The 17,508-nt window shown below is 66.9% G+C and carries 20 protein-coding genes and 2 tRNA genes; 1 reads left to right on the forward strand and 21 read right to left on the reverse strand.

The annotated features are described in order from the left end of the window. Window positions 1-10: 10 nt before the first annotated feature. The 18 genes from ACZ5UM_RS04735 to ACZ5UM_RS04820 all read right to left on the reverse strand — a co-directional run bounded on the left by ACZ5UM_RS04735 (window position 11) and on the right by ACZ5UM_RS04820 (window position 14,243). Window positions 11-718, reverse strand: coding sequence for a response regulator (locus tag ACZ5UM_RS04735; protein ID WP_464847205.1), 708 nt, complete (start codon window positions 716-718; stop codon window positions 11-13). A 63-nt stretch (window positions 719-781) separates the two neighbouring features. Further along, window positions 782-1,645, reverse strand: coding sequence for a peptidase MA family metallohydrolase (locus tag ACZ5UM_RS04740; RefSeq protein WP_464847206.1), 864 nt, complete (start codon window positions 1,643-1,645; stop codon window positions 782-784). A gap of 163 nt (window positions 1,646-1,808) precedes the next feature. Then, on the reverse strand, window positions 1,809-2,312 hold the full coding sequence (locus ACZ5UM_RS04745) for a YpiB family protein (RefSeq protein ID WP_464847207.1): 504 nt from the start codon (window positions 2,310-2,312) through the stop codon (window positions 1,809-1,811). 243 nt (window positions 2,313-2,555) lie between these two features. Further along, window positions 2,556-3,863: a peptidoglycan DD-metalloendopeptidase family protein gene (locus ACZ5UM_RS04750; protein ID WP_464847208.1), complete on the reverse strand. Its 1,308-nt coding sequence runs from the start codon at window positions 3,861-3,863 to the stop codon at window positions 2,556-2,558. Between the two features lie 135 nt (window positions 3,864-3,998). Continuing rightward, entirely contained in the window at window positions 3,999-4,718 is a 720-nt protein-coding gene (locus tag ACZ5UM_RS04755; RefSeq protein WP_464847209.1) for a lytic transglycosylase domain-containing protein, read from the reverse strand. 107 nt (window positions 4,719-4,825) lie between these two features. Continuing rightward, a tRNA-Thr gene (locus ACZ5UM_RS04760) sits at window positions 4,826-4,901 on the reverse strand. A gap of 35 nt (window positions 4,902-4,936) precedes the next feature. After that, window positions 4,937-5,010: transfer RNA gene (locus ACZ5UM_RS04765), tRNA-Gly, on the reverse strand. Between the two features lie 118 nt (window positions 5,011-5,128). Further along, window positions 5,129-6,427: an adenylosuccinate synthase gene (locus tag ACZ5UM_RS04770; RefSeq protein WP_464847210.1), complete on the reverse strand. Its 1,299-nt coding sequence runs from the start codon at window positions 6,425-6,427 to the stop codon at window positions 5,129-5,131. 197 nt (window positions 6,428-6,624) lie between these two features. Next, window positions 6,625-7,965 (reverse strand): replicative DNA helicase, encoded by a 1,341-nt coding sequence (gene dnaB / locus ACZ5UM_RS04775; protein WP_464847211.1) that lies wholly within the window; start codon window positions 7,963-7,965, stop codon window positions 6,625-6,627. Further along, a complete protein-coding gene (gene lonC / locus ACZ5UM_RS04780; RefSeq protein ID WP_464848281.1) occupies window positions 7,962-9,926 on the reverse strand; it encodes a Lon family ATP-dependent protease in 1,965 nt (654 codons plus the stop codon). Before lonC ends, dnaB begins: the two co-directional genes overlap by 4 nt. 96 nt (window positions 9,927-10,022) lie before the next feature. Further along, window positions 10,023-10,469 carry a 50S ribosomal protein L9 gene (gene rplI / locus ACZ5UM_RS04785; RefSeq protein ID WP_273382163.1) on the reverse strand — a complete coding sequence of 149 codons (447 nt, stop codon included), beginning with the start codon at window positions 10,467-10,469 and terminating at the stop codon, window positions 10,023-10,025. Window positions 10,470-10,483: 14 nt separating this feature from the next. Beyond that, window positions 10,484-11,527 (reverse strand): DUF2232 domain-containing protein, encoded by a 1,044-nt coding sequence (locus ACZ5UM_RS04790; protein ID WP_464847212.1) that lies wholly within the window; start codon window positions 11,525-11,527, stop codon window positions 10,484-10,486. Between the two features lie 92 nt (window positions 11,528-11,619). Continuing rightward, window positions 11,620-11,850: a 30S ribosomal protein S18 gene (rpsR, locus tag ACZ5UM_RS04795; protein ID WP_011197430.1), complete on the reverse strand. Its 231-nt coding sequence runs from the start codon at window positions 11,848-11,850 to the stop codon at window positions 11,620-11,622. A 21-nt stretch (window positions 11,851-11,871) separates the two neighbouring features. Further along, the gene (locus ACZ5UM_RS04800) at window positions 11,872-12,279 is read right to left on the reverse strand and encodes a single-stranded DNA-binding protein (RefSeq protein ID WP_464847213.1); all 408 of its coding nucleotides are present in this window, start codon (window positions 12,277-12,279) and stop codon (window positions 11,872-11,874) included. A 23-nt stretch (window positions 12,280-12,302) separates the two neighbouring features. Next, a complete protein-coding gene (rpsF, locus tag ACZ5UM_RS04805) occupies window positions 12,303-12,590 on the reverse strand; it encodes a 30S ribosomal protein S6 (protein WP_464847214.1) in 288 nt (95 codons plus the stop codon). A gap of 157 nt (window positions 12,591-12,747) precedes the next feature. Next, entirely contained in the window at window positions 12,748-12,966 is a 219-nt protein-coding gene (locus ACZ5UM_RS04810; protein ID WP_464847215.1) for a DUF951 domain-containing protein, read from the reverse strand. Beyond that, on the reverse strand, window positions 12,954-13,658 hold the full coding sequence (locus ACZ5UM_RS04815) for a CvpA family protein (RefSeq protein ID WP_464847216.1): 705 nt from the start codon (window positions 13,656-13,658) through the stop codon (window positions 12,954-12,956). The genes ACZ5UM_RS04810 and ACZ5UM_RS04815 overlap by 13 nt, the downstream gene beginning before the upstream one ends. Before the next feature lie 39 nt (window positions 13,659-13,697). Beyond that, window positions 13,698-14,243 carry a tetratricopeptide repeat protein gene (locus ACZ5UM_RS04820; protein WP_464847217.1) on the reverse strand — a complete coding sequence of 182 codons (546 nt, stop codon included), beginning with the start codon at window positions 14,241-14,243 and terminating at the stop codon, window positions 13,698-13,700. A gap of 99 nt (window positions 14,244-14,342) precedes the next feature. On the opposite strand from ACZ5UM_RS04820, the gene yyaC reads away from it, so the two are divergent. Next, window positions 14,343-14,966: a spore protease YyaC gene (gene yyaC / locus ACZ5UM_RS04825; RefSeq protein WP_464847218.1), complete on the forward strand. Its 624-nt coding sequence runs from the start codon at window positions 14,343-14,345 to the stop codon at window positions 14,964-14,966. Window positions 14,967-15,008: 42 nt separating this feature from the next. On the opposite strand, the gene ACZ5UM_RS04830 is transcribed toward yyaC, so the two are convergent. From ACZ5UM_RS04830 to ACZ5UM_RS04840, 3 genes are all read right to left on the reverse strand, one after another. After that, window positions 15,009-15,407, reverse strand: coding sequence for a bactofilin family protein (locus ACZ5UM_RS04830; protein WP_464847219.1), 399 nt, complete (start codon window positions 15,405-15,407; stop codon window positions 15,009-15,011). Window positions 15,408-15,409: 2 nt separating this feature from the next. Continuing rightward, the gene (locus ACZ5UM_RS04835; RefSeq protein WP_464847220.1) at window positions 15,410-16,372 is read right to left on the reverse strand and encodes a peptidoglycan DD-metalloendopeptidase family protein; all 963 of its coding nucleotides are present in this window, start codon (window positions 16,370-16,372) and stop codon (window positions 15,410-15,412) included. Window positions 16,373-16,600: 228 nt separating this feature from the next. Beyond that, window positions 16,601-17,104, reverse strand: coding sequence for a DUF4446 family protein (locus ACZ5UM_RS04840; RefSeq protein WP_464847221.1), 504 nt, complete (start codon window positions 17,102-17,104; stop codon window positions 16,601-16,603). Window positions 17,105-17,508: the final 404 nt, after the last annotated feature.

The raw sequence follows: 17,508 nt of genomic DNA on the forward strand, positions 1-17,508 counted from the left end.
CTCCACCCTTTCAACTGTCGAAGCGCTGGAAGTAGTAGCCGACCCCGCGGCGCGTCTTGATGTAGGCCGGCCGCGCCGCGCTGTCGCCCAGCTTCTCCCGGAGCCGCCGCACCGTGACGTCCACCGTGCGCACGTCGCCGTAGTAGTCGTAGCCCCAGACCTCCTCCAGCAGCGCCTCGCGCGAGAAGACCTGGCCGGCGTGCGCCACCAGGAAGCGCAGCAGTTCGAACTCCCGGGGGGTAAGCTCCAGCGGCTTGTCGCCCTTGCGCACCTCGTAGCTCGTCAGGTTGATGGTGATGTCGCCCCCCCGCAGGATCTCATCCGACACGGCTCCGGCCCGGTTGCCCTCCGCCAGCCGCGTGCGCCGCAGGATCGCCCGCACCCGGGCAATGAGCTCCCTGGGGCTGAAGGGCTTCGTCACGTAGTCGTCGGCTCCGAGCTCCAGGCCCAGCACCTTGTCCACCTCGTCCTCCTTCGCCGTCAGCATCAGGATCGGCACGTTGGAGAAGCGGCGGATCTCCCGGCACACCGAAAAGCCGTCCAGCTTCGGCAGCATGATGTCCAGGATGACCAGGTCAAACTGCGACGTGCGGGCCTTGGCCACGGCCTCTTCCCCGTCGAAGGCCGTCTCCACCTCGAAGCCCTCGCGCTCGAAGCTGAACTTCAGGATCTCGGCGATGGGGCGCTCATCGTCAACGACCAGGATGCGATCGGCCATAACGTCCTCTCCTTCTCTCTCTTCCAGCACGCCTTTTCGATTCGTGAGCCGCACGTTCCTGCCCTATGCCGCGCCCCGTCGCACCCCATCCTGCCACGCAGAAAAGATCGCGTCCATGCTGCGCCCCAGCCCCTCTTCCACCGCGCGGTCAAACGGCACCCCCTCGCCCAGCAGCGCGATCAACCGGGCCAGCCCGGCCTGCCCGTACGTATCGGCCATGTAGGCCACCAGCGAATGGCTCATGCGGTAAGCCAGGGGCTGGTTCGGCAGACTGTCGAAGCGCGCCGTGAGTTCAGACAGGGTGTAGAGCGGCTGGTCCAGCGTCGAGCCGGCCTCCAGCCAGACGTAGCCCGTCGCCATCTCCTCCACGTACTGGGCCAGTCCCTCCGTGAACCAGCGCGGATAGTTGCCGTCGGTCAGCAGATCCAGCGCGTAGTGGGTGAGTTCGTGGGCAATCGGGTTGCTCCGCCGGAAGTCCGCCGCCAGCTCGGCCGGGTCGTCCGCGGCGATCCAGACCTTCGGCGACAGCAGCCCCACGGTGCCCCGCCAGTAGACGCCCACCGCGCTCTGGCCCTTGCCCCAGCCGTAGGCGGCGCGCAGTTCGGTGCGGTCGGGGTAAAGGATCAGGGGCACCCGCCCGGCCGGCCGGTATCCCACCTGGCTGACCACCAGGTCATAGACCGACTCCGCGTGCTCCAGGATCATCCGCACCAGGTCGCCGTCCTCCGGCCGGTAATACAGCACAAACCGGGCCGAGCCGGCGCTCAGGTACCCGGAAAGGCCGGCCAGGGTCCGTTCCCGGCCCTGGTCCCGGTAATAGCGGTAGACGGCGGCCCTGGCCTCCGGCCAGCCCAGCAGCCCGCAGATCAGCAAGGCCCCGGCGGCCAGGACGGAGAGCAGCCGCTGCAAAGCACGTCTGCGGTTCATGTCTGTAATCTCCTAAATCAATAAGATGTTACATTAGCATAGTCTAGTATAGATCAGGGCGCGACCGGCGGCCATCCGCAGACTTTGGCAGGCAAAGCGAAACGGGGCCCGTCCATGGGACGGCCCCGATGCGCACAGGTTCGGGATGGCGGCTGCGGGAGGTTCAGTTCATCCGGCGCAGCTCGGCCGAGAGCTGTTCGAACAGGCTCCGGTCTCCCCGGTCCAGCGCGTGGTCGATCTGGCGCAGGAGCTCCTGCCGCCGCGTGACGCGCTCCAGGTCCTCGTGGAACACCTCGTCGTGCCACCGGGCGAGCATGTCGAGGAACTCCTGCCGCTCCGCGCTCCACGGTGGCGGCGCGGTAGACAGGCAGAGGGCAATGTGCTCCGGCAGGGACTTCATCAGCTCCACCACGGCCTGCGAGGTCTTGGTGTAGACCTTCTCCCCCCTGCGGAACAGGAACGGCCACGTCCCGGAGCCCTTGGCCGACACCAGGATGGCACACTCGTAACCCGTCAGGTCCGACACCAGCTCCGTCCGGCGGAGGATCTCCTCCTTGGAGAGCATGAACTGCAGGAATCCGCGGGCTTCCGAGAGCTTCGGCTGGTACTGTTCAAGGAAGGCCTTGATCTGGTCAGCCTTACTCTTCGTCCCCCTGGGCCTTTCCATTCCGCACCCTCCCTGGAGATGGACTCGAGACGGGGCTGCCTTGGGTCACCGACTTTACTGAATGATTCGACCGCTGCCGCCCCGTCTCCTTCTGGCGGGATGCGCCTGCCCGCGCGAGATTTCCCTTTCCTGCACTATCCTCCCCCCACGTCAGGACGCCCATGCAGGAAAGAGGCACGTGCGCCGCCCTTGCAGCAGGACCGCCGGCAGGTCTGCCGGCGGCCCCAACGCGGCCTGTTCTCGTCACTGGTAGTAGTTCAGCGGGTTGACCGGCGAACCATCAACCCGGATTTCGAAATGCAGGTGCGGCCCGGTGGAGTACCCGGTGTTGCCCACGTAGCCGATGACGTCGCCCTTGTTGACCTGCTGCCCCAGCGACACGTTGAAGCCGGAGAGATGGGCGTACCAGGTCACCATCTTGCCGCCGCCGTGGTCAATCTGCACCAGGTTGCCGTAGTTCCCGCTCCAGCCGCGGTACACGACCATGCCGCTGTCGGCCGCCAGCACCGGCGTCCCGGTGGGCGCCGCGATGTCGATGCCGTTGTGCCACGAGCCCCAGCGCGGGCCGAAGTACGAGGTGATGTCCCCGACGACCGGCAGAATCAGCGACCCGCTGCCCAGGTCGGGCACCTGCTTGACGCCCACCCTGCGCACCTGCTTCTGGGGCGCCTTGGTGACGCGGCTCTCCAGCACCTCGGTGCTGACGATCACGCCCTCCTCCCGGTGCTCGCGGATGAGCTTCTCCCGGGTTCCCCAGCTTCCGGCCGTCACCACGACCGACTCCCAGGGCCAGAGCGTGTCATCCTGGATGCGCTCCTCCACGAACGGAATGCCCTCGTACACCACCCGCTGCGAGACAGACTGGGGGTGCACGTAGGGCTCCTTGTACGTGATGGTCAGTTCCTGGCCGATCTGCAGCCACTCGATGTCGACGCCGGGGTTGGCCCTGGCCAGCTGGTCTGTGGTCAGGCCGTACTCCATGGCGATATCCCAGGCCGTGTCGCCCGACTCGACGGTGTACGTGGCCACCTTGTCCGTGCCCAGCAGCAGGACGTTGACGGCCTCCTCCACCGTCTTGATGCTGTCGGCCTCGACCTCGCCCACCGCCCAGGTGATCGTCTCGGCGAAGGAGAGGTCCTCGATGACGGTGGCGTCGCTCAGGTAGTTCTCCCGGTACGCCTCCAGAATCGTGTCCACCACCTGCTGGGCCATCTCCGCGGTGGCGACGGCCACCACCGGCTCGCCGTTCACGGCGATGACCGTGGCCTCCTTCATCTGCGGAGCCTGCGCGACCGCGGTGGCTTCCAACAGATCGCGCGCCGCCCGGGGACCCTGCCCCAGGCGGGAGGCGATGTCCACGCGCTCCCGGTCCGAACCGTCGGCGGCAGCCAGCACACCGCGCGCGTCGGTGGGTTCAGGTGTTCCCGTCTCCTGCTCCTCCGCCGCCACTTTCGGCTGCGAGCGCTGCAGATTCCGAAACCCGAGATCGGCTGCGAGTCCGAGGGTAATGATCGCTGCCAGCACGACCAGCAATACGGGGCGGCGAGGCAAGGCGGGTCCACCTCCTCAAATATCACACAGGGTATATTGTTTCGCTAAGTATTGTCGGTGTCCTGCCAGCAACCTGCCGATTCCACCACCACCGCCTAACTCTGTTTCTACGATCTGGAAGGTTGTCCCATTCCGTCATTGGGAGCCGTATGCACGCATCACCCTACCAACATACGGGTGGGCCGCTCCCAGGTGTGCATGACGGGGCCCGCCATTGTATGCCGCCAGCGCCTTCTCCCACGTGCCGTACTCCTGGTGAAGCACGTGCAGGTACCAGATGCCCATGTGCAGGTTCGTCCACGGATCGAACAGGTCGTATTCCGACCAGCCCAGCCGGCTGGCGATCCACTGCGCCGTGCTGGGCAGGATCTGCATCAGCCCGGTGTCGTTGTGGGATCCCACCGTCCGCGGGTTCCACCGGCTCTCCACATGGCCCACCGCGGCGACCAGGCGGGGATCGACGCCGTACTGGGCGGAGAGGTCGAGCACCATCTGCCGGAACTCCGGCGGCACCAGGTCGGCGATGCGCTCCAGGTCCCGCCGCCGCTCGGCGTCGGCCTGCCGCACCAGGCGCCGCTGCGCCTCCGTGAGTTCGGCTGCGGCCGCCTGGGCCTCGCGGGAGAGCCGCGCGGCGGTGCGCTGCGCCGCCTGCGCCCGCCGCTGGGCAAGCAGGAGGTCGTGCTCGGGGATCATCGGTTCCACCGGCCCCGGAGGCCGGGCCGGCGGTACATCCGCCGCCTCCAGCCGGCCGTGAAGCCCGTGCACCGTGAAGACAAACAGAAACACCAAGAGCGCCATCAGGTCGCGGCGCAGGCTCCGCGCCCGGAGCCGCCTGCGAGCCCGGTCCTTTCTCATCATTTCCCACCTCATCCATACTTTACCAGGACTCCCCGGCGAAAGTTGTCGAAGCCTGTCGGCGGGCGCGAAAAAACCCCGAAGCCGCATGGGCCTCGGGGGTCGTCTGGAGCCGATGAGGGGACTCGAACCCCTGACCTGCTGATTACGAATCAGCTGCTCTACCGGCTGAGCTACATCGGCACGGAAAACGGAGACGGACGCCGTCTCCGCCTGGCTGGAGCGGGTGATGGGAATCGAACCCACGTTCTCAGCTTGGGAAGCTGATGTTCTACCATTGAACTACACCCGCGGTTCCTCGACAACGATTATTATAGCGACGGCGGAGGTTGAATGCAAGGCGGATTCGGTTTGAAAAACGCGGGACGGCTGGCAGCCGTCCCGCGGTCGTGTCCCGAAGATACCGGGGGCTAGAAGATGCTGGAGCGGTAGATCGCCTGGGTCCGCTCGCTGCCCACGCCCAGGATGGAGACGCGGACGCCGGTGACCTCTTCGATGAGCATGACGTACCGCCGGGCCCCTTCAGGCAGCTCCTCGAAGCTCTTGGCGGTACCGAGCGCCTCCGACCACTCCCAGTTGGGCAGCTCCTCGTACACCGGCTCCACCTGGCTCAGGGCCTTCAGGCCCACGGGGAACTCCCGGGTGACAGTGCCGTCGGGCATGCGGTACCCCACGCAGACCTTCAGTGTGGGCAGGCCGGTCCTGGCCAGCGTGTCCAGGTGCGGGACGGCCAGGTCGGTGATGCCGCTCACGCGGCAGGCGTAGCGCACCATCACCAGGTCGAGCCAGCCGATGCGGCGCGGTCGGCCGGTGGTGGTGCCGTACTCGTGGCCCTCCTCGCGGATGCGGTGCCCCTCCTCGCCGTGCAGCTCGGTCGGAAACGGCCCCTCGCCCACGCGCGAGGTGTAGGCCTTCACCACGCCGACCACCCGCGAGACCTTGGTGGGCCCCACGCCCGCGCCGATGATCAGCCCGGCGGCGATCGGATGCGAGGCGGTCACGTACGGGTAGGTTCCGAAGTCGATGTCCAGCAGGTGGCCCTGCGCGCCCTCGAACAGCACGTTCTTCCCCGCGTCGATCGCGTCGTTGATCAGTTCGACGGTGTTGGCCACGTACGGACGCAGCCGCTCCGCGTACGCCAGGTAGGGCTCCGCGATCTCCGCGACGGTGAAGCCAGGCAGCCCGTACACCCGCTCCAGGAGCTGGTTCTTCTCCTCCACCGCTGCCTTCAGCTTCGGCAGGAACTCATCACGGTCCAGCAGGTCGACCATCCGGATGCCGATCCGGGCGAACTTGTCCATATAGGCCGGCCCGATGCCGCGCCGGGTCGTGCCGATCTTGCGCTCGCCCTTCCGGTCCTCCTCGGCCTCGTCCAGCCGGATGTGGTAGGGGAAGACGATGTGCGCACCGCCGCTGATGCGCAGGTTGGAGAGATCGACGCCCTGGCTCGCCAGCCGGTCCATCTCCTCCAGCAGCCTGGGCGGATCCAGCACCACACCGTGGCCGATGACACAGAGCGTGCCCGGATAGAGAATGCCCGAAGGTACCTGATGCAGCTTGTACTGTTTCCCGTCAGCCCAGACGGTGTGCCCGGCGTTGGAGCCGCCGGTCGACCGAACCACCACGTCCGCCCGCTCTGCCAGCAGGTCGACGAACTTGCCCTTGCCCTCATCGCCCCACTGGGCGCCCATCACCACGACGACTGGCATGTCGGCACCTCCCGTACGAAACACGCCGGGGCCCCGCAGGGGGGGCCCCTGGGCCGCGCTTGCCGATTCCAGGCACAGTGTACCATTCACCGCTTCGCGGTGTCAATGCAGATTCCGAACGATGTCCACAGCTGTGGATACTAATGTTCGTAACTCGCGACGTGAAAGATTCGCGCGTCGTCGCGGAAACTTTTCTCCTACTGCCGCAGCTGCTCGCTGCCGTACATCCGTTGAATGTCCCGCGCGAAGTAGAGTTCCACGGTTCCCACCGGTCCATTACGGTGCTTGGCGAGGATGACTTCCACGATATTCTTCTTGTCGCTGTCCTGATTGTAATAGTCGTCCCGGTAGAGGAAGGCGACCACATCAGCATCCTGCTCCAGCGCGCCCGATTCCCGGAGGTCCGACAGCATCGGCCGCTTGTCCTGCCGCTGCTCCACCGACCGGGAGAGCTGCGAGAGGGCGATCACCGGCACCTTCAGCTCCCGGGCGAGCGCCTTCAGGGACCGGGAGATCTCGGAGATCTCCTGCTGCCGGTTGATCTGCTGCCCCGGCCGCTGGGGCAGCGACATCAGCTGCAGGTAGTCGACGATGATCAGGTCGAGCCCGTGCTCCTGCGCCAGGCGGCGGGACTTCGCCCGCATCTCCTGCAGGGGGATGTTGGGCGTGTCGTCGATGTAGATGTCGCTCTCCCCCAGCACCGAAAGCGCCGTGCCGAGCTTGTGCCAGTCCTGGTCCTGAAGCTGGCCGGTGCGCAGCTTGTGGCCGTCCACGGTGGCCTCAGAGGCCAGCAGGCGCAGCGCCAGCTGCTCCGCCGACATCTCCAGGGAGAAGAAGATCACCTTCGCCCGGGCCTGCACGGCGGCGTTGCGGGCAATGTTCAGGGTGAACGCGGTCTTTCCCACCGACGGGCGGGCGGCGACGATGATCAGGTCGGAGGGCTGAAAGCCCGACGTCATCGCGTCCAGGTCCCGGTAGCCCGAGGGCACGCCGGTCGTCCGGCCCTTGGAGCTGTACAGGTGCTCCAGGTGGCCGTACGCGGTGACCAGCGCGTCGCGGATGTGCTGGTATCCCCGGGCCGACCGGCGCTGGGTCACGGCGAAGATGGACTTCTCCGCCTCCTGCAGCGTCGTCTCCACATCCTCCGTGGTGTAGCAGTCGTCGACGATGCGCCGGGCCGCCGTCTGCAGCCGGCGCAGGATCGCCTTCGACTCCACGATCTCGGCGTACTGCAGGACGTTGGCGGTGGTGGGCACCAGGTTGATCAGCGTGGTGAGATAGGTGAGCCCCCCCACCTCTTCCAGCTTGCCGGTCCGGATCAGCTCATCCTGCACCGTGATGGGATCCACCGGCTCGCCCCGGTTGTAGATCGCCATCATGGCGGCGTACAGGTGCTGGTGCCGGTCCGAGTAGAAGTCCTCGGGCACCAGCTTGTTGGAGACGGCGATCACCGCCTCCCGGTCGATCAGCATCGCGCCCAGGACCGACTGCTCCGCCTCGAGATTCTGCGGTGGAACCCGTTCACTGAAGGCGTTCACGGCTCGTTTGCCCCCTCACCGCCGGGCTCGGCCATGACCAGCTGCATCGCCTCCTCGATGGTCGCGGCGAAGCAGACCTCGATGCCCGGCACGCGCTGCGGAACGTCCTTGCGGTTCTCCTCGGGCAGGACCACGCGGGCCATGCCCGCCTGCTTGGCGCCGTAGATTTTCTCGTACACCCCGCCGACGGCACGGATGCCGCCGCGGATGGAGACCTCGCCGGTAATGGCGACGTCCTGCCGGATGGGCCGCCCCTGCATCGCCGAGATCATGGCCAGGTAGATGGCCGTTCCGGCGCTGGGCCCGTCGATCCGGCCGCCGCCGACGACATTCACGTGCACATCCCAGTTCGACAGGTCCTCGCCGGTTACCCTGCGTACGACCGCGGCCGCGTTGAACAGGGAGTCCTTCGTCATGGAGCCGGCCGTGTCGTTGATCCGCAGCACGCCCTTTCCCTTCTCGCGGGCGGGGAACGCCACCGCCTCGATCTCCAGGACCGAGCCGACGAAGCCCAGCACGCCCAGGCCGAAGATGCGCCCCACCTCGGCCGTGGGCGAGGCCTTGCGCGTGACGTGGGGGGCCAGCCGGCTGGCCTGGATCACCTCGTACACCAGTTCCTCGGTGATCGTGACAGGTTCGTTTTCCTTCCCGGCCTCCGCCGCCCGGTAGAGGGCCAGGCCGTAGGCATCGGCCAGAATGCCCACCGCCTTGCGCCCCTCGATGGTGTAGTCCGCCACGATGGCCTCCACCCCCGGGGCGAGCTGCACGCCGATGCGCTCGGCGGCCTGGCGGACGATCAGCGCGATGTCGTCCGGCGTGAGCGGCTCGAAGAACACCTCCGCGCAGCGGGAGCGCAGGGCCGGGTTGATGTCCTCGGGGTCGCGGGTCGTCGCCCCGATCAGCACGAAGTCCGCCGGTGCGCCCTCCTCGAACAGCTTTTTCACGTACTTGGGCACGTTGGGGTCGTTCTCGTCGTAGTAGCTGGACTCGAAGGTGACCCGCCGGTCCTCCAGCACCTTCAGCAGCTTGGTCTGGAGCATGGGGTCCATCTCGCCGATCTCGTCGATGAACAGCACCCCGCCGTGGGCATCGGTCACGAGGCCGGTGCGCGGCTCAGGCACGCCGCTCTCCGCCAGGTCGCGCCGGGCGCCCTGGTAGATGGGGTCGTGGACGGACCCCAGAAGGGGGTTCGTCACCTCCCGGGGGTCCCACCGCAGGGTCGTGCCGTCGACCTCCACGAAGGGCGCATCCGCCGCAAACGGGGTCTGCGGCATCTGCTTGGCCTTCTCCAGCACCAGCCGGGCCACCGTCGTCTTGCCGACGCCGGGCGGGCCGTACAGGAGGACGTGCTGCGGGAAGGGCGAGGCCACCTTGGCCAGCAGCGCCTGGATGGCCCGCTCCTGCCCCACCACCTCCGACAGCGAGCGGGGGCGCAGGAGCTCCGCCGCGCTGCGGTGCAGCGACTTCTTCTCCAGGGACTCCAGCCACTCCAGGCGCTTCAGGGTGGAGCTGGTCTCGGGGCCGGCCTCCTCCTTCAGCACCTGCTGCTTGATCTCGCGGTAGTAGTCGTCCTGCCGCTCCTGCATGCGGGTCTGGACCTTCCGCTCGATCCGGTCTTCCACCGAGCGGCGGGCGGCGAGGTCGGCCACCGCGTCCTCCAGCTGATCCAGGATCTCGGGCAGCTCCCGGAGATCCGGCACGGTGTCCAGGGTCGGGTCCTCGTAGACGAGCCGCTGCAGGGCCAGCACCTGCTCCTCCACCCGGTCGGACTTCATCAGCCCGAGGGCGTCGAGCTTGCCGGCCTTCACCACCAGCCGTTCCGGCCCCCAGACGGCCATGAGGAGGTTGAACAGCGCGCCAACCTGCCGGCCGTACCGCTCCTCCGGCGTGAGCCGCTGGCTCAGCGTCTCGGTGTCGGCCGGCTGGGCGCCGCGCATCAGCTTGTCCAGGATATCCTTCATCATAGGCGGCTGAAGCCCGCACCTCCTTCCACGCGCAGACGGTCAAAGAGCGAGCGGCGGCCCTGGCCGGACACCCGCCGGCCGGGCCGCTGGCTGTCACTCGGGTACGATTTCGACGTTGACTTTCCCGGTGATGTTGTGGCCGAACCGCAGTGTGACCGAGTGGACACCCAGGGTCTTGATCGGCGTGCTCAGGTCGACCAGCTTGCGGTCGAACGGCTTCCCGATGTGGCGGGCGATGGCGTCGGCCACGTCCTTGTTGGTGACCGACCCGAAGAGCCGGCCCGCTTCGCCGCACTTGGCCGGGAGCTGAATCGTCTGACCGTCGAGCTCGTCCCGCAGGGCCGTGAGTTCGGCGATCTGCCGCTCCAGCTTCGCCTTCTGCGCCTTCCGCTCCGCCTCGATGGAGCGCAGGGCGCCTTCGGAGGCGGCCACGGCCAGGCCCCGGGGAATCAGGTAATTGCGCGCGTAGCCGTCCGCGACCTCGACGGTCTGGCCCTTCTTCCCCGTCCCCTTCACGTCGGCCTTCAGGATGACCTTCATTCGGATCCCTCCAGTTAACCGATTTCCTCCGTCCGCTTCCACAAGCCGTGCCCGAGGCCGCGCAGGTCAAAAATCGTATCCACCATGGCCAGGAGCACCAGAAGCTGCATGGCGAACTGCCCGAGCAGCAGAAATGCCACCACCAGGATCGTCACGGCAATGCCCTTCTCCAGGCCGCGCTTCCGCAGGTAGCCGTAGGCCACGGCCAGCCCCGCCAGCACCAGAATCAGCATGAGCGGCGTGAACACGTTCACCAGGAGCTTCGCCCACCAGGGCATCACGGTCACGTCGCCGCCGATGAACTGCGGCGCGGCCAGGGAGATGATCGCATAGGCCCAGATGACCCAGATCGGCAGGCGGAACTCCGCAAACGGCGTGGCCGGCGGCAGCGGGTGGCCGAACCGGGGAAGGATGAGCTTGCAGAGTAGGTAGTTGATCCAGCTGGAAAAGGCGCCCATGAAGAACAGCGTGGATGGCAGCAGCGCCCAGATCAGGCCCGCCGCATCCCGCCGGAGGACGTCGGCCATGTCCCGGTACTGCTGCGCCATCTGCAGCTGCGCCGCGGTGGGAGTGCCCCCCTGGGCGGCGGCGGACTCCACCATCTCTGCCATCTGGTCCATGAACGCCGCGTAGCCCTCCACCTGCGCCTGGACCGCCGGGGTCTCCAGCATGGCCATGAAGGGGTCGCGGCCGTCGAACATGGCCAGGCGGGTGACCACGTAGGTCAGCGCGAAGCCGAAGAAGAAGGTGAGCACGGCCGCAAGTCCGATGGTGAGCGGCCGCCAACGCCGGCGGAAGCCCAGCCCGAAGACCAGGCCGGGCAGGATGCCGGCCGGAATGGCCAGGATGCCGGAGATCACGCCGGTGAACACCATGGTGAAGAGGGTGGCGGCGGTCGCCGTCATGACGGCGATGCGGCCGCCGTACCGCACATAGGCCAGCACCAGCGGGATCGGCATCAGGACGGAGAGCACCGGCACCAGGCTGAACACGACGGTCAGGGCCGCCATCAGCGCGCCAAAGACCAGCCCCTGCACACGGGTCGATCGGCTTTGCATGCGGCAATGCTCCTTCGGGCAAGCGGTGATGGGTGAGCGAACAGGGGGGCCCGCCGGACGCGGTGCCCCCCTCTTTCCGTTGCTCGGGCCGTCTACTCGACGGTAAACGGCAGCAGGGCCATGATGCGGGCCCGCTTGATGGCCACGGTCAACTGGCGCTGATGGCGGGCGCAGTTGCCCGAGATCCGCCGGGGCAGGATCTTGCCCCGTTCGGTGATGTACCGCTTCAGGCGAGCGGCATCCTTATAATCCACGTGTTCAATCTTGTCGACGCAGAAGCTGCACACACGGCGCCTCGCGCGACGGCCACGTTCACGACGCATGCGTTCTGTCCTCCTTTGGTTCTAGAAGGGGACATCTTCATCGTCGGGGAGGGTCAGCTCGCTGCCCATGCCCTCATCCCGGCGGGGCGCCTGGCCGCCGCCGTGGTCACGGGCGCTGTCCAGGAACCGGACCGTCGTGGCGACAACCTCCGCCTTCTCCCGCCGCTGGCCTTCCTGTGTGGTGTACTGGCGGATCTGCAGCCGGCCCTGGACGGCGACCAGCCGGCCTTTCTGCAGGTAGTTGGCGACGGTCTCGGCCTGCTTCTCCCACACGACGATGTCGATAAAGTCCGTCTCCCTCTCGCCCTGTTGGTTGATCGTGCCGCGGTCCACGGCCAGCCGCATGTTCGCGACGGCCTTGCCCGACGGCGTGTACCGCAGTTCCGGATCCTTGGTAAGGCGGCCAATCAGAACGACGGAATTGAGCACATCCTTACCTCCTCTTCATCCCGTTACTCGGCAGGCCGGACGATCAGGAAGCGGACAACCTCGTCGGTGATCTTCAGGACGCGGTTCAGTTCATCCGCCGTCCTGGGCTCACCGGTGAAGTTGATGACCGAGTAGAAGCCCTCCCGCAGACGCTTGATCTCGTACGCGAGACGCTGCTTCTTCCAGGCGTCCTGGCTCTCGACCGCCCCGCCGTTGCTGGTGATCAGCTCGGCGATCTTCTCGGACAGCGCCTGGAGGCCCGCCTCGTCCAGGTCCGGACGGGCGATGACCATCATCTCGTACTTCCGCATGGCGGTAGCACCTCCTCCCTCTGGACTGATGGCTCCACTTCCGGTGGAGCAGGGAGGCCACAGCCGGTTCGGCTGCGCCCGTGGATGGCACGACTGGCGTGCACATCCAACTCAATATAACACGCGCGGACAGGCCGTGCAAGCATCTGACCGCGCGTTACTCCGCCTGTCCCTCTGCCTGCACCTGGTCCTTGGGCACGCGCTCCCGCACGCTCTTCTCGAACTTCGGCCGGGGAATCATCACGCGGTGCCCGCAGCCAAGGCACTTCAGCCCGAAATCGATGCCCGTCCGGTAGATTTCCCACCAGTACGAGCCGCAGGGGTGCGGCTTCTTGAGCCGCACGTGATCGCCGATCTCGTACCTTACCCGTTCCAAAGCCGCATCCCTCCTCCCACGACCAGCCGGCGCATCCACTCGAAAGCCTGGATCAAATAGGGCGGCGTGACCGACCGGCTGACCAGCTCCCCGAGGCCCTGCATCCCGAACAGGGACAGGGTGGGAATCACCCAGATCACGAGCAGGTTGAGCGCAAGAACCGCTGCTGCGCCCAGGGCCGCGGCGCCCAGCGCCCGGTCCGTGAGGCCGACGATGGGCAGGCTCTGCACCAGGTCGGCGAAAAGATTGCCTGCCCAGCGCAGCGCGGCGGTCAGCACAATCACGAGCAGGATGAAGCAGATGGCCGTGGCCGCTCCCTCCGCGATCTGCCGGGCCGCCAGCTCCACCGCCGGCAGATCGCCGGCTTCGGCAGAGGCCCGGACGACGTCCTCCAACAAGGAGTCCTTGTAGGGCGCCGGGATGGCCACCCGATCCAGCGACGCGGAGAGCGTTTCACCGGAACGGGCCGTGCGGTCGGCGATCCCCTCGGCCAGCCGCGCGGTGACATTCCACATTCTATCCATCCAGCCCACCACCGGTCCGGTCAGCCTGCCCGCGATCATGACCGCGATCAGGAAGGAGAGGAAGCCCAGGAGCACGCGCACGATGCCGCGCACCCACCCCGTCACCACGGCCAGCAGCAGCAGTCCGACAATCGCCCAGTCGAGGGCGGTCAGGGCGTTCAGGTCCATGATCTCCCTACCTTTGCAACGAGGCGTCCCCCTGCGGCCCTACAGGAGGCAGGCCAGCCCAAGGGCGGTGAGCGCGAGGAGGATCCCGACCGGCAGGCAGCCCAGCCGTCGCTTCACGCTGCCGCGCAGGGCAGCCATCTCCTGGCCGGCTTCCTGCCGCACCTGCGTGCGCTTCAGGCGCTGTGCATGCTTGATGGACTCCACGGCCTTATCCAGCCGCCCGAGCCGCTTGTAGGCGGCATGCAGGTTTTCGTAGAAGGTGGGGTTGTTCGGGTCCAGCGCCACGGCCTTCTGGTACTTCTCCAGGGCCGCCTCGTACGCGCCCCGGGAGTAGTGGATGTTCCCGAGGTTGCTGTGTGCCTGGGGAAGCTGGGGATCGAGCTCGATCGCGCGCAGCAGGTGGGCCTCTGCCGCATCCAGGTCGCCCAGCTGGGCCAGGATGGCCCCGGTGCGGCTGTGGGCCCACGCGAGGGTCTCGTCCTCGGCCAGGGCCTGGCGGTAGAGCTCCAGCGCCTCCTCCAGCCGGCCCCTGGCGTAGAGGGCATCTGCCTCCTTCAACAGCGGTGAGCGCTCCTCGTGTTCCATAAGCGCCTCCTGTGGCCTCTGGCCGCACATAGGCTGCCAGGGATTGCAGTATACTTCCCTGTACCACGGTCCCCGGGGACCGGAGTCGGAGGGAAGGCCATGGGTGATGGTGGCAACCTGCCCGCTCCGCGCACAGCCTCCCCCCAGGGAGAAACGCGCATCCATATGGACGACGCGGCCGCCCCCGCGGTGATCGCCGCGGCGCTGCAGCGGTGTGCAGCCGGACTGATTCACCAGTGCGACGGGCTGGTCGCCCTGTGCATCGGAACCGACCGGTCGATCGGCGACGCGCTCGGGCCGCTGGTGGGGAGCCGGCTGCACGGTGCCCTGCCTGAGGGCGTGACGGTGCTGGGCACGCTGGACAAGCCCGTGCACGCCGGGAACCTGACCGACACGCTGGCCTGGGTGGCGCGCAGCTTCCGGCGCCCCCTGGTGCTGGCCGTCGACGCCTGCCTGGGCCGGGCCGAGTCGGTGGGCTATCTCACGGTCGGGACGGGCAGCCTGCGCCCGGGAGCGGGCGTGAGCAAGTCGCTGCCGCCTGCGGGCGACGTTTACCTGACCGGCGTGGTGAACGTCGGCGGGTTCATGGAGTACTTTGTCCTCCAGAACACCCGGCTGAGCCTGGTCATGCGGATGGCCCAGGTGGCCGCCGCCGGCCTGGAGGAGGGCCTCCGTGCGCTGCTCGCAAGGCGGGCGCTGCGCCAGGCGGGGCAAGTGACGTGATCGCCCGTCCTGTTTGCACAGGGCGGGCGATGGTGTCGATGCTCAGTCTCCCTGGGACCGGGAGGGCTGCGTAGGTTCCGAATCGGCCACCGACATCAGGCTCCGGCCGTGAAAGCGCGCCCCTTCGTGGATGACCAGGTGACCGCAGCGCACATCTCCCTTCAGGTGCGCGCCGGGCAGGAGTTCGAGCTTGTCGGAGACTTCCACGTCCCCTTGAATGTCGCCGGCCGTCGCCAGGCTCCTGGCCTTGATGGTGGCCTGTATACGGCCCTTCGGCCCGACGATCAGCTCACCGTCGTGTTCGATGGTGCCTTCCAGGAAGCCATCTACCCGAACGACGCCCGTAGACTGGATCGAACCCTTGATCTGCGTGCCCTCGCCGATCAGCGTTTCGACCTTGCCATGGGGCAGGGTGTCTGGTCTCTTGCGACTGCCGAACACGGTCATTCCCCCGGTCTAGATTCTAGGTAGGGCTCGGGATCAACGGCCACGCCGTTGAGCAGCACTTCGTAGTGCAGGTGCGGGCCGGTGCTGAGGCCGGTGCTCCCGACCCAGCCGATCAGATCGCCCCGCGACACCTGTTCCCCTTCGGACACGTTCCAGTCCTGCAGGTGGGCGTACAGCGTGCGATAACCGTAGCCGTGGTCGATGATCACACACTTGCCGTACCCGCCGTCCAGCCAGTCGGCGTAGACGACGGTCCCGGCGCCGGTCGCGTAGACAGGTGTCCAATAGTCCTGAGCCAGGTCAACGCCGTCGTGGAACTGCCATCCCCGGCCAAAGGGGCTCCAGCGGGGCCCGAACCCGTCGGTAATTTCGGCGCCCTGCACCGGCCACCCGGATGGCTTGTGGGCGAGGTACTCGAGCTTGGCCGCCAGCTGGTCCCGCCCGTCCGCAAGGGACCGGACCGAGTCCCTCAGGAGCGACAGCTGTCCCGCCAACTTGGCCCGGAGCGTCCGGGAGGACTGCAGGCTGGTGCTCATCGGGGTGGTCAGGCGCCCCAGCTTCAGGTCCATGGCCAGAGTGTCGCGCTGGCCCAGCACATAGGGACGGACATCCTGCGGCAGGATGCTCGCCAGCGTCAGTCCGGGGCCCGAGTGGGTCTGGCTGATTTCAGGCCCGCCGCGCCCGGGCTCGCCGGATGGGGTCCTTCTGGAGAAAGCCGAACGGGAGGGAAGGACATCCTCCCCCTCCGTCATGGTCTCGAGATCCTGCTCCAACTGCCGGATCTCTTTCAGCTCCAGTTCAACCTGGTCGGCCGTCGCCCGCATCCGTTCCAGCTCTTCCTGCTGCAGCCGCGCCTGCTGCCTCAGTGCCTCCATCTCCGCCAGCTCGGCCCGGAGCCGCAGGGTCTCCTGGTGGAAGTGCCGGACGCCAAACGCAAGCGCCGCGACGACCAGAACCACCAGCCCGAAACCGACGGCCAGCAAACCCGGATAGAAGTAGAGACTATAACTGCGTCTATGCGTGGCTGGCACGACGATCAGCTGCACTCGTCTGGCCGGACGCGGCACCGGGTCTCGCTCCCTTCGGGCTTCCTTCTGGCTCTGGCCTGCGGCTGGAAACGGCGAAACAGGCATTGTGGGGATTCAACCCAACGCTGCCTGTTTCCTTCCTGCAGCCCACTATTGTTGTTACACTTTTTCGTTACCCATACCGCGGGCCTGGCGGAGCGCTTGTTGTTCTTCAGCGGTGAGGACATAGGTGGATGTGCCGTTCCGGATGGGCTTGGCGTAGGTGCGGCATTCACTCCGGCCATAGAGAGAGGTGACCACCACGCCGTTGTCGTTCCCGTCCAGGAAGGCGCAGGAGAAGCTCAGGTCCGCGCCCACCTCAGGGAAGGCGTTGAACCTGACGATGCCGATGCGCTGCACGTAGTTGCGGGAGGCGTTCTCCAGCTCGGACAGGCGCCGGCGCATCGCTTCCTGTCCGGCCCGCAGCTCTGCTGTGGCTTCCTGCTGCTGGATGAGCAACTCTTCGAGGTTGGCCCCGCTGTTGCCCCTGAGCAGGCTCCTGTATCGCCGCAGCAGGACTGTCTGGCGGATCAGGACGATCAGCATGATGAGGATCGCCAGAATGCAGAATGCGATGGCGGTAAGGGCGTAGAACAATGGATCTTGCTGGAAGAATTCTGCCACCGGGACGGCCTCCCTGTCTGTCTGCCGAGTTCCTGTCAAACCGGGGGCCGCCGCGCCCCCGGGTGCGCTCGTATACGGAATCAAATCATCTGGAGTATCGTCGGCCCCGGTGTTCCACGTGGAACACTGGAACTCACACCGACAATAGATTTAGGATTACGCTCTATCGGGCTCAGTTCCTCTGTCAACCCGCTCGTGATTCGTATGGGACTGGACGGAGGCTGTCAGGACCAGAAGGTTTTCCACGGGGAGTGCTCTTCTGGATAGATATGGGAACGGACGTAAGGGGATGTACGCTGGCTCTTCTACGCTAAGGTCTCAGGGCAGGTGCTGTTCCACGTGGAACATCGGTGATGTCCGCCGGGGTCCGGCACGCCGCCGTTGTGGCGGAGAGGGTCAGACCC

This window comes from Symbiobacterium ostreiconchae, assembly GCF_055396975.1.

Coding starts and splice junctions, on each gene's coding strand:
- ACZ5UM_RS04745 (WP_464847207.1), bottom strand. CDS start 2,312: ATGGAAAGGCCCAGGGGGACGAAGAGTAAGGCTGACCAGATCAAGGCC.
- ACZ5UM_RS04735 (WP_464847205.1), bottom strand. CDS start 718: ATGGCCGATCGCATCCTGGTCGTTGACGATGAGCGCCCCATCGCCGAG.
- rplI (WP_273382163.1), bottom strand. CDS start 10,469: ATGAAGGTCATCCTGAAGGCCGACGTGAAGGGGACGGGGAAGAAGGGC.
- ACZ5UM_RS04770 (WP_464847210.1), bottom strand. CDS start 6,427: ATGCCAGTCGTCGTGGTGATGGGCGCCCAGTGGGGCGATGAGGGCAAG.
- ACZ5UM_RS04740 (WP_464847206.1), bottom strand. CDS start 1,645: ATGAACCGCAGACGTGCTTTGCAGCGGCTGCTCTCCGTCCTGGCCGCC.
- lonC (WP_464848281.1), bottom strand. CDS start 9,926: ATGAAGGATATCCTGGACAAGCTGATGCGCGGCGCCCAGCCGGCCGAC.
- ACZ5UM_RS04790 (WP_464847212.1), bottom strand. CDS start 11,527: ATGCAAAGCCGATCGACCCGTGTGCAGGGGCTGGTCTTTGGCGCGCTG.
- ACZ5UM_RS04815 (WP_464847216.1), bottom strand. CDS start 13,658: ATGGACCTGAACGCCCTGACCGCCCTCGACTGGGCGATTGTCGGACTG.
- rpsF (WP_464847214.1), bottom strand. CDS start 12,590: ATGCGGAAGTACGAGATGATGGTCATCGCCCGTCCGGACCTGGACGAG.
- ACZ5UM_RS04755 (WP_464847209.1), bottom strand. CDS start 4,718: ATGAGAAAGGACCGGGCTCGCAGGCGGCTCCGGGCGCGGAGCCTGCGC.
- rpsR (WP_011197430.1), bottom strand. CDS start 11,850: ATGCGTCGTGAACGTGGCCGTCGCGCGAGGCGCCGTGTGTGCAGCTTC.
- yyaC (WP_464847218.1), top strand. CDS start 14,343: ATGGGTGATGGTGGCAACCTGCCCGCTCCGCGCACAGCCTCCCCCCAG.
- ACZ5UM_RS04820 (WP_464847217.1), bottom strand. CDS start 14,243: ATGGAACACGAGGAGCGCTCACCGCTGTTGAAGGAGGCAGATGCCCTC.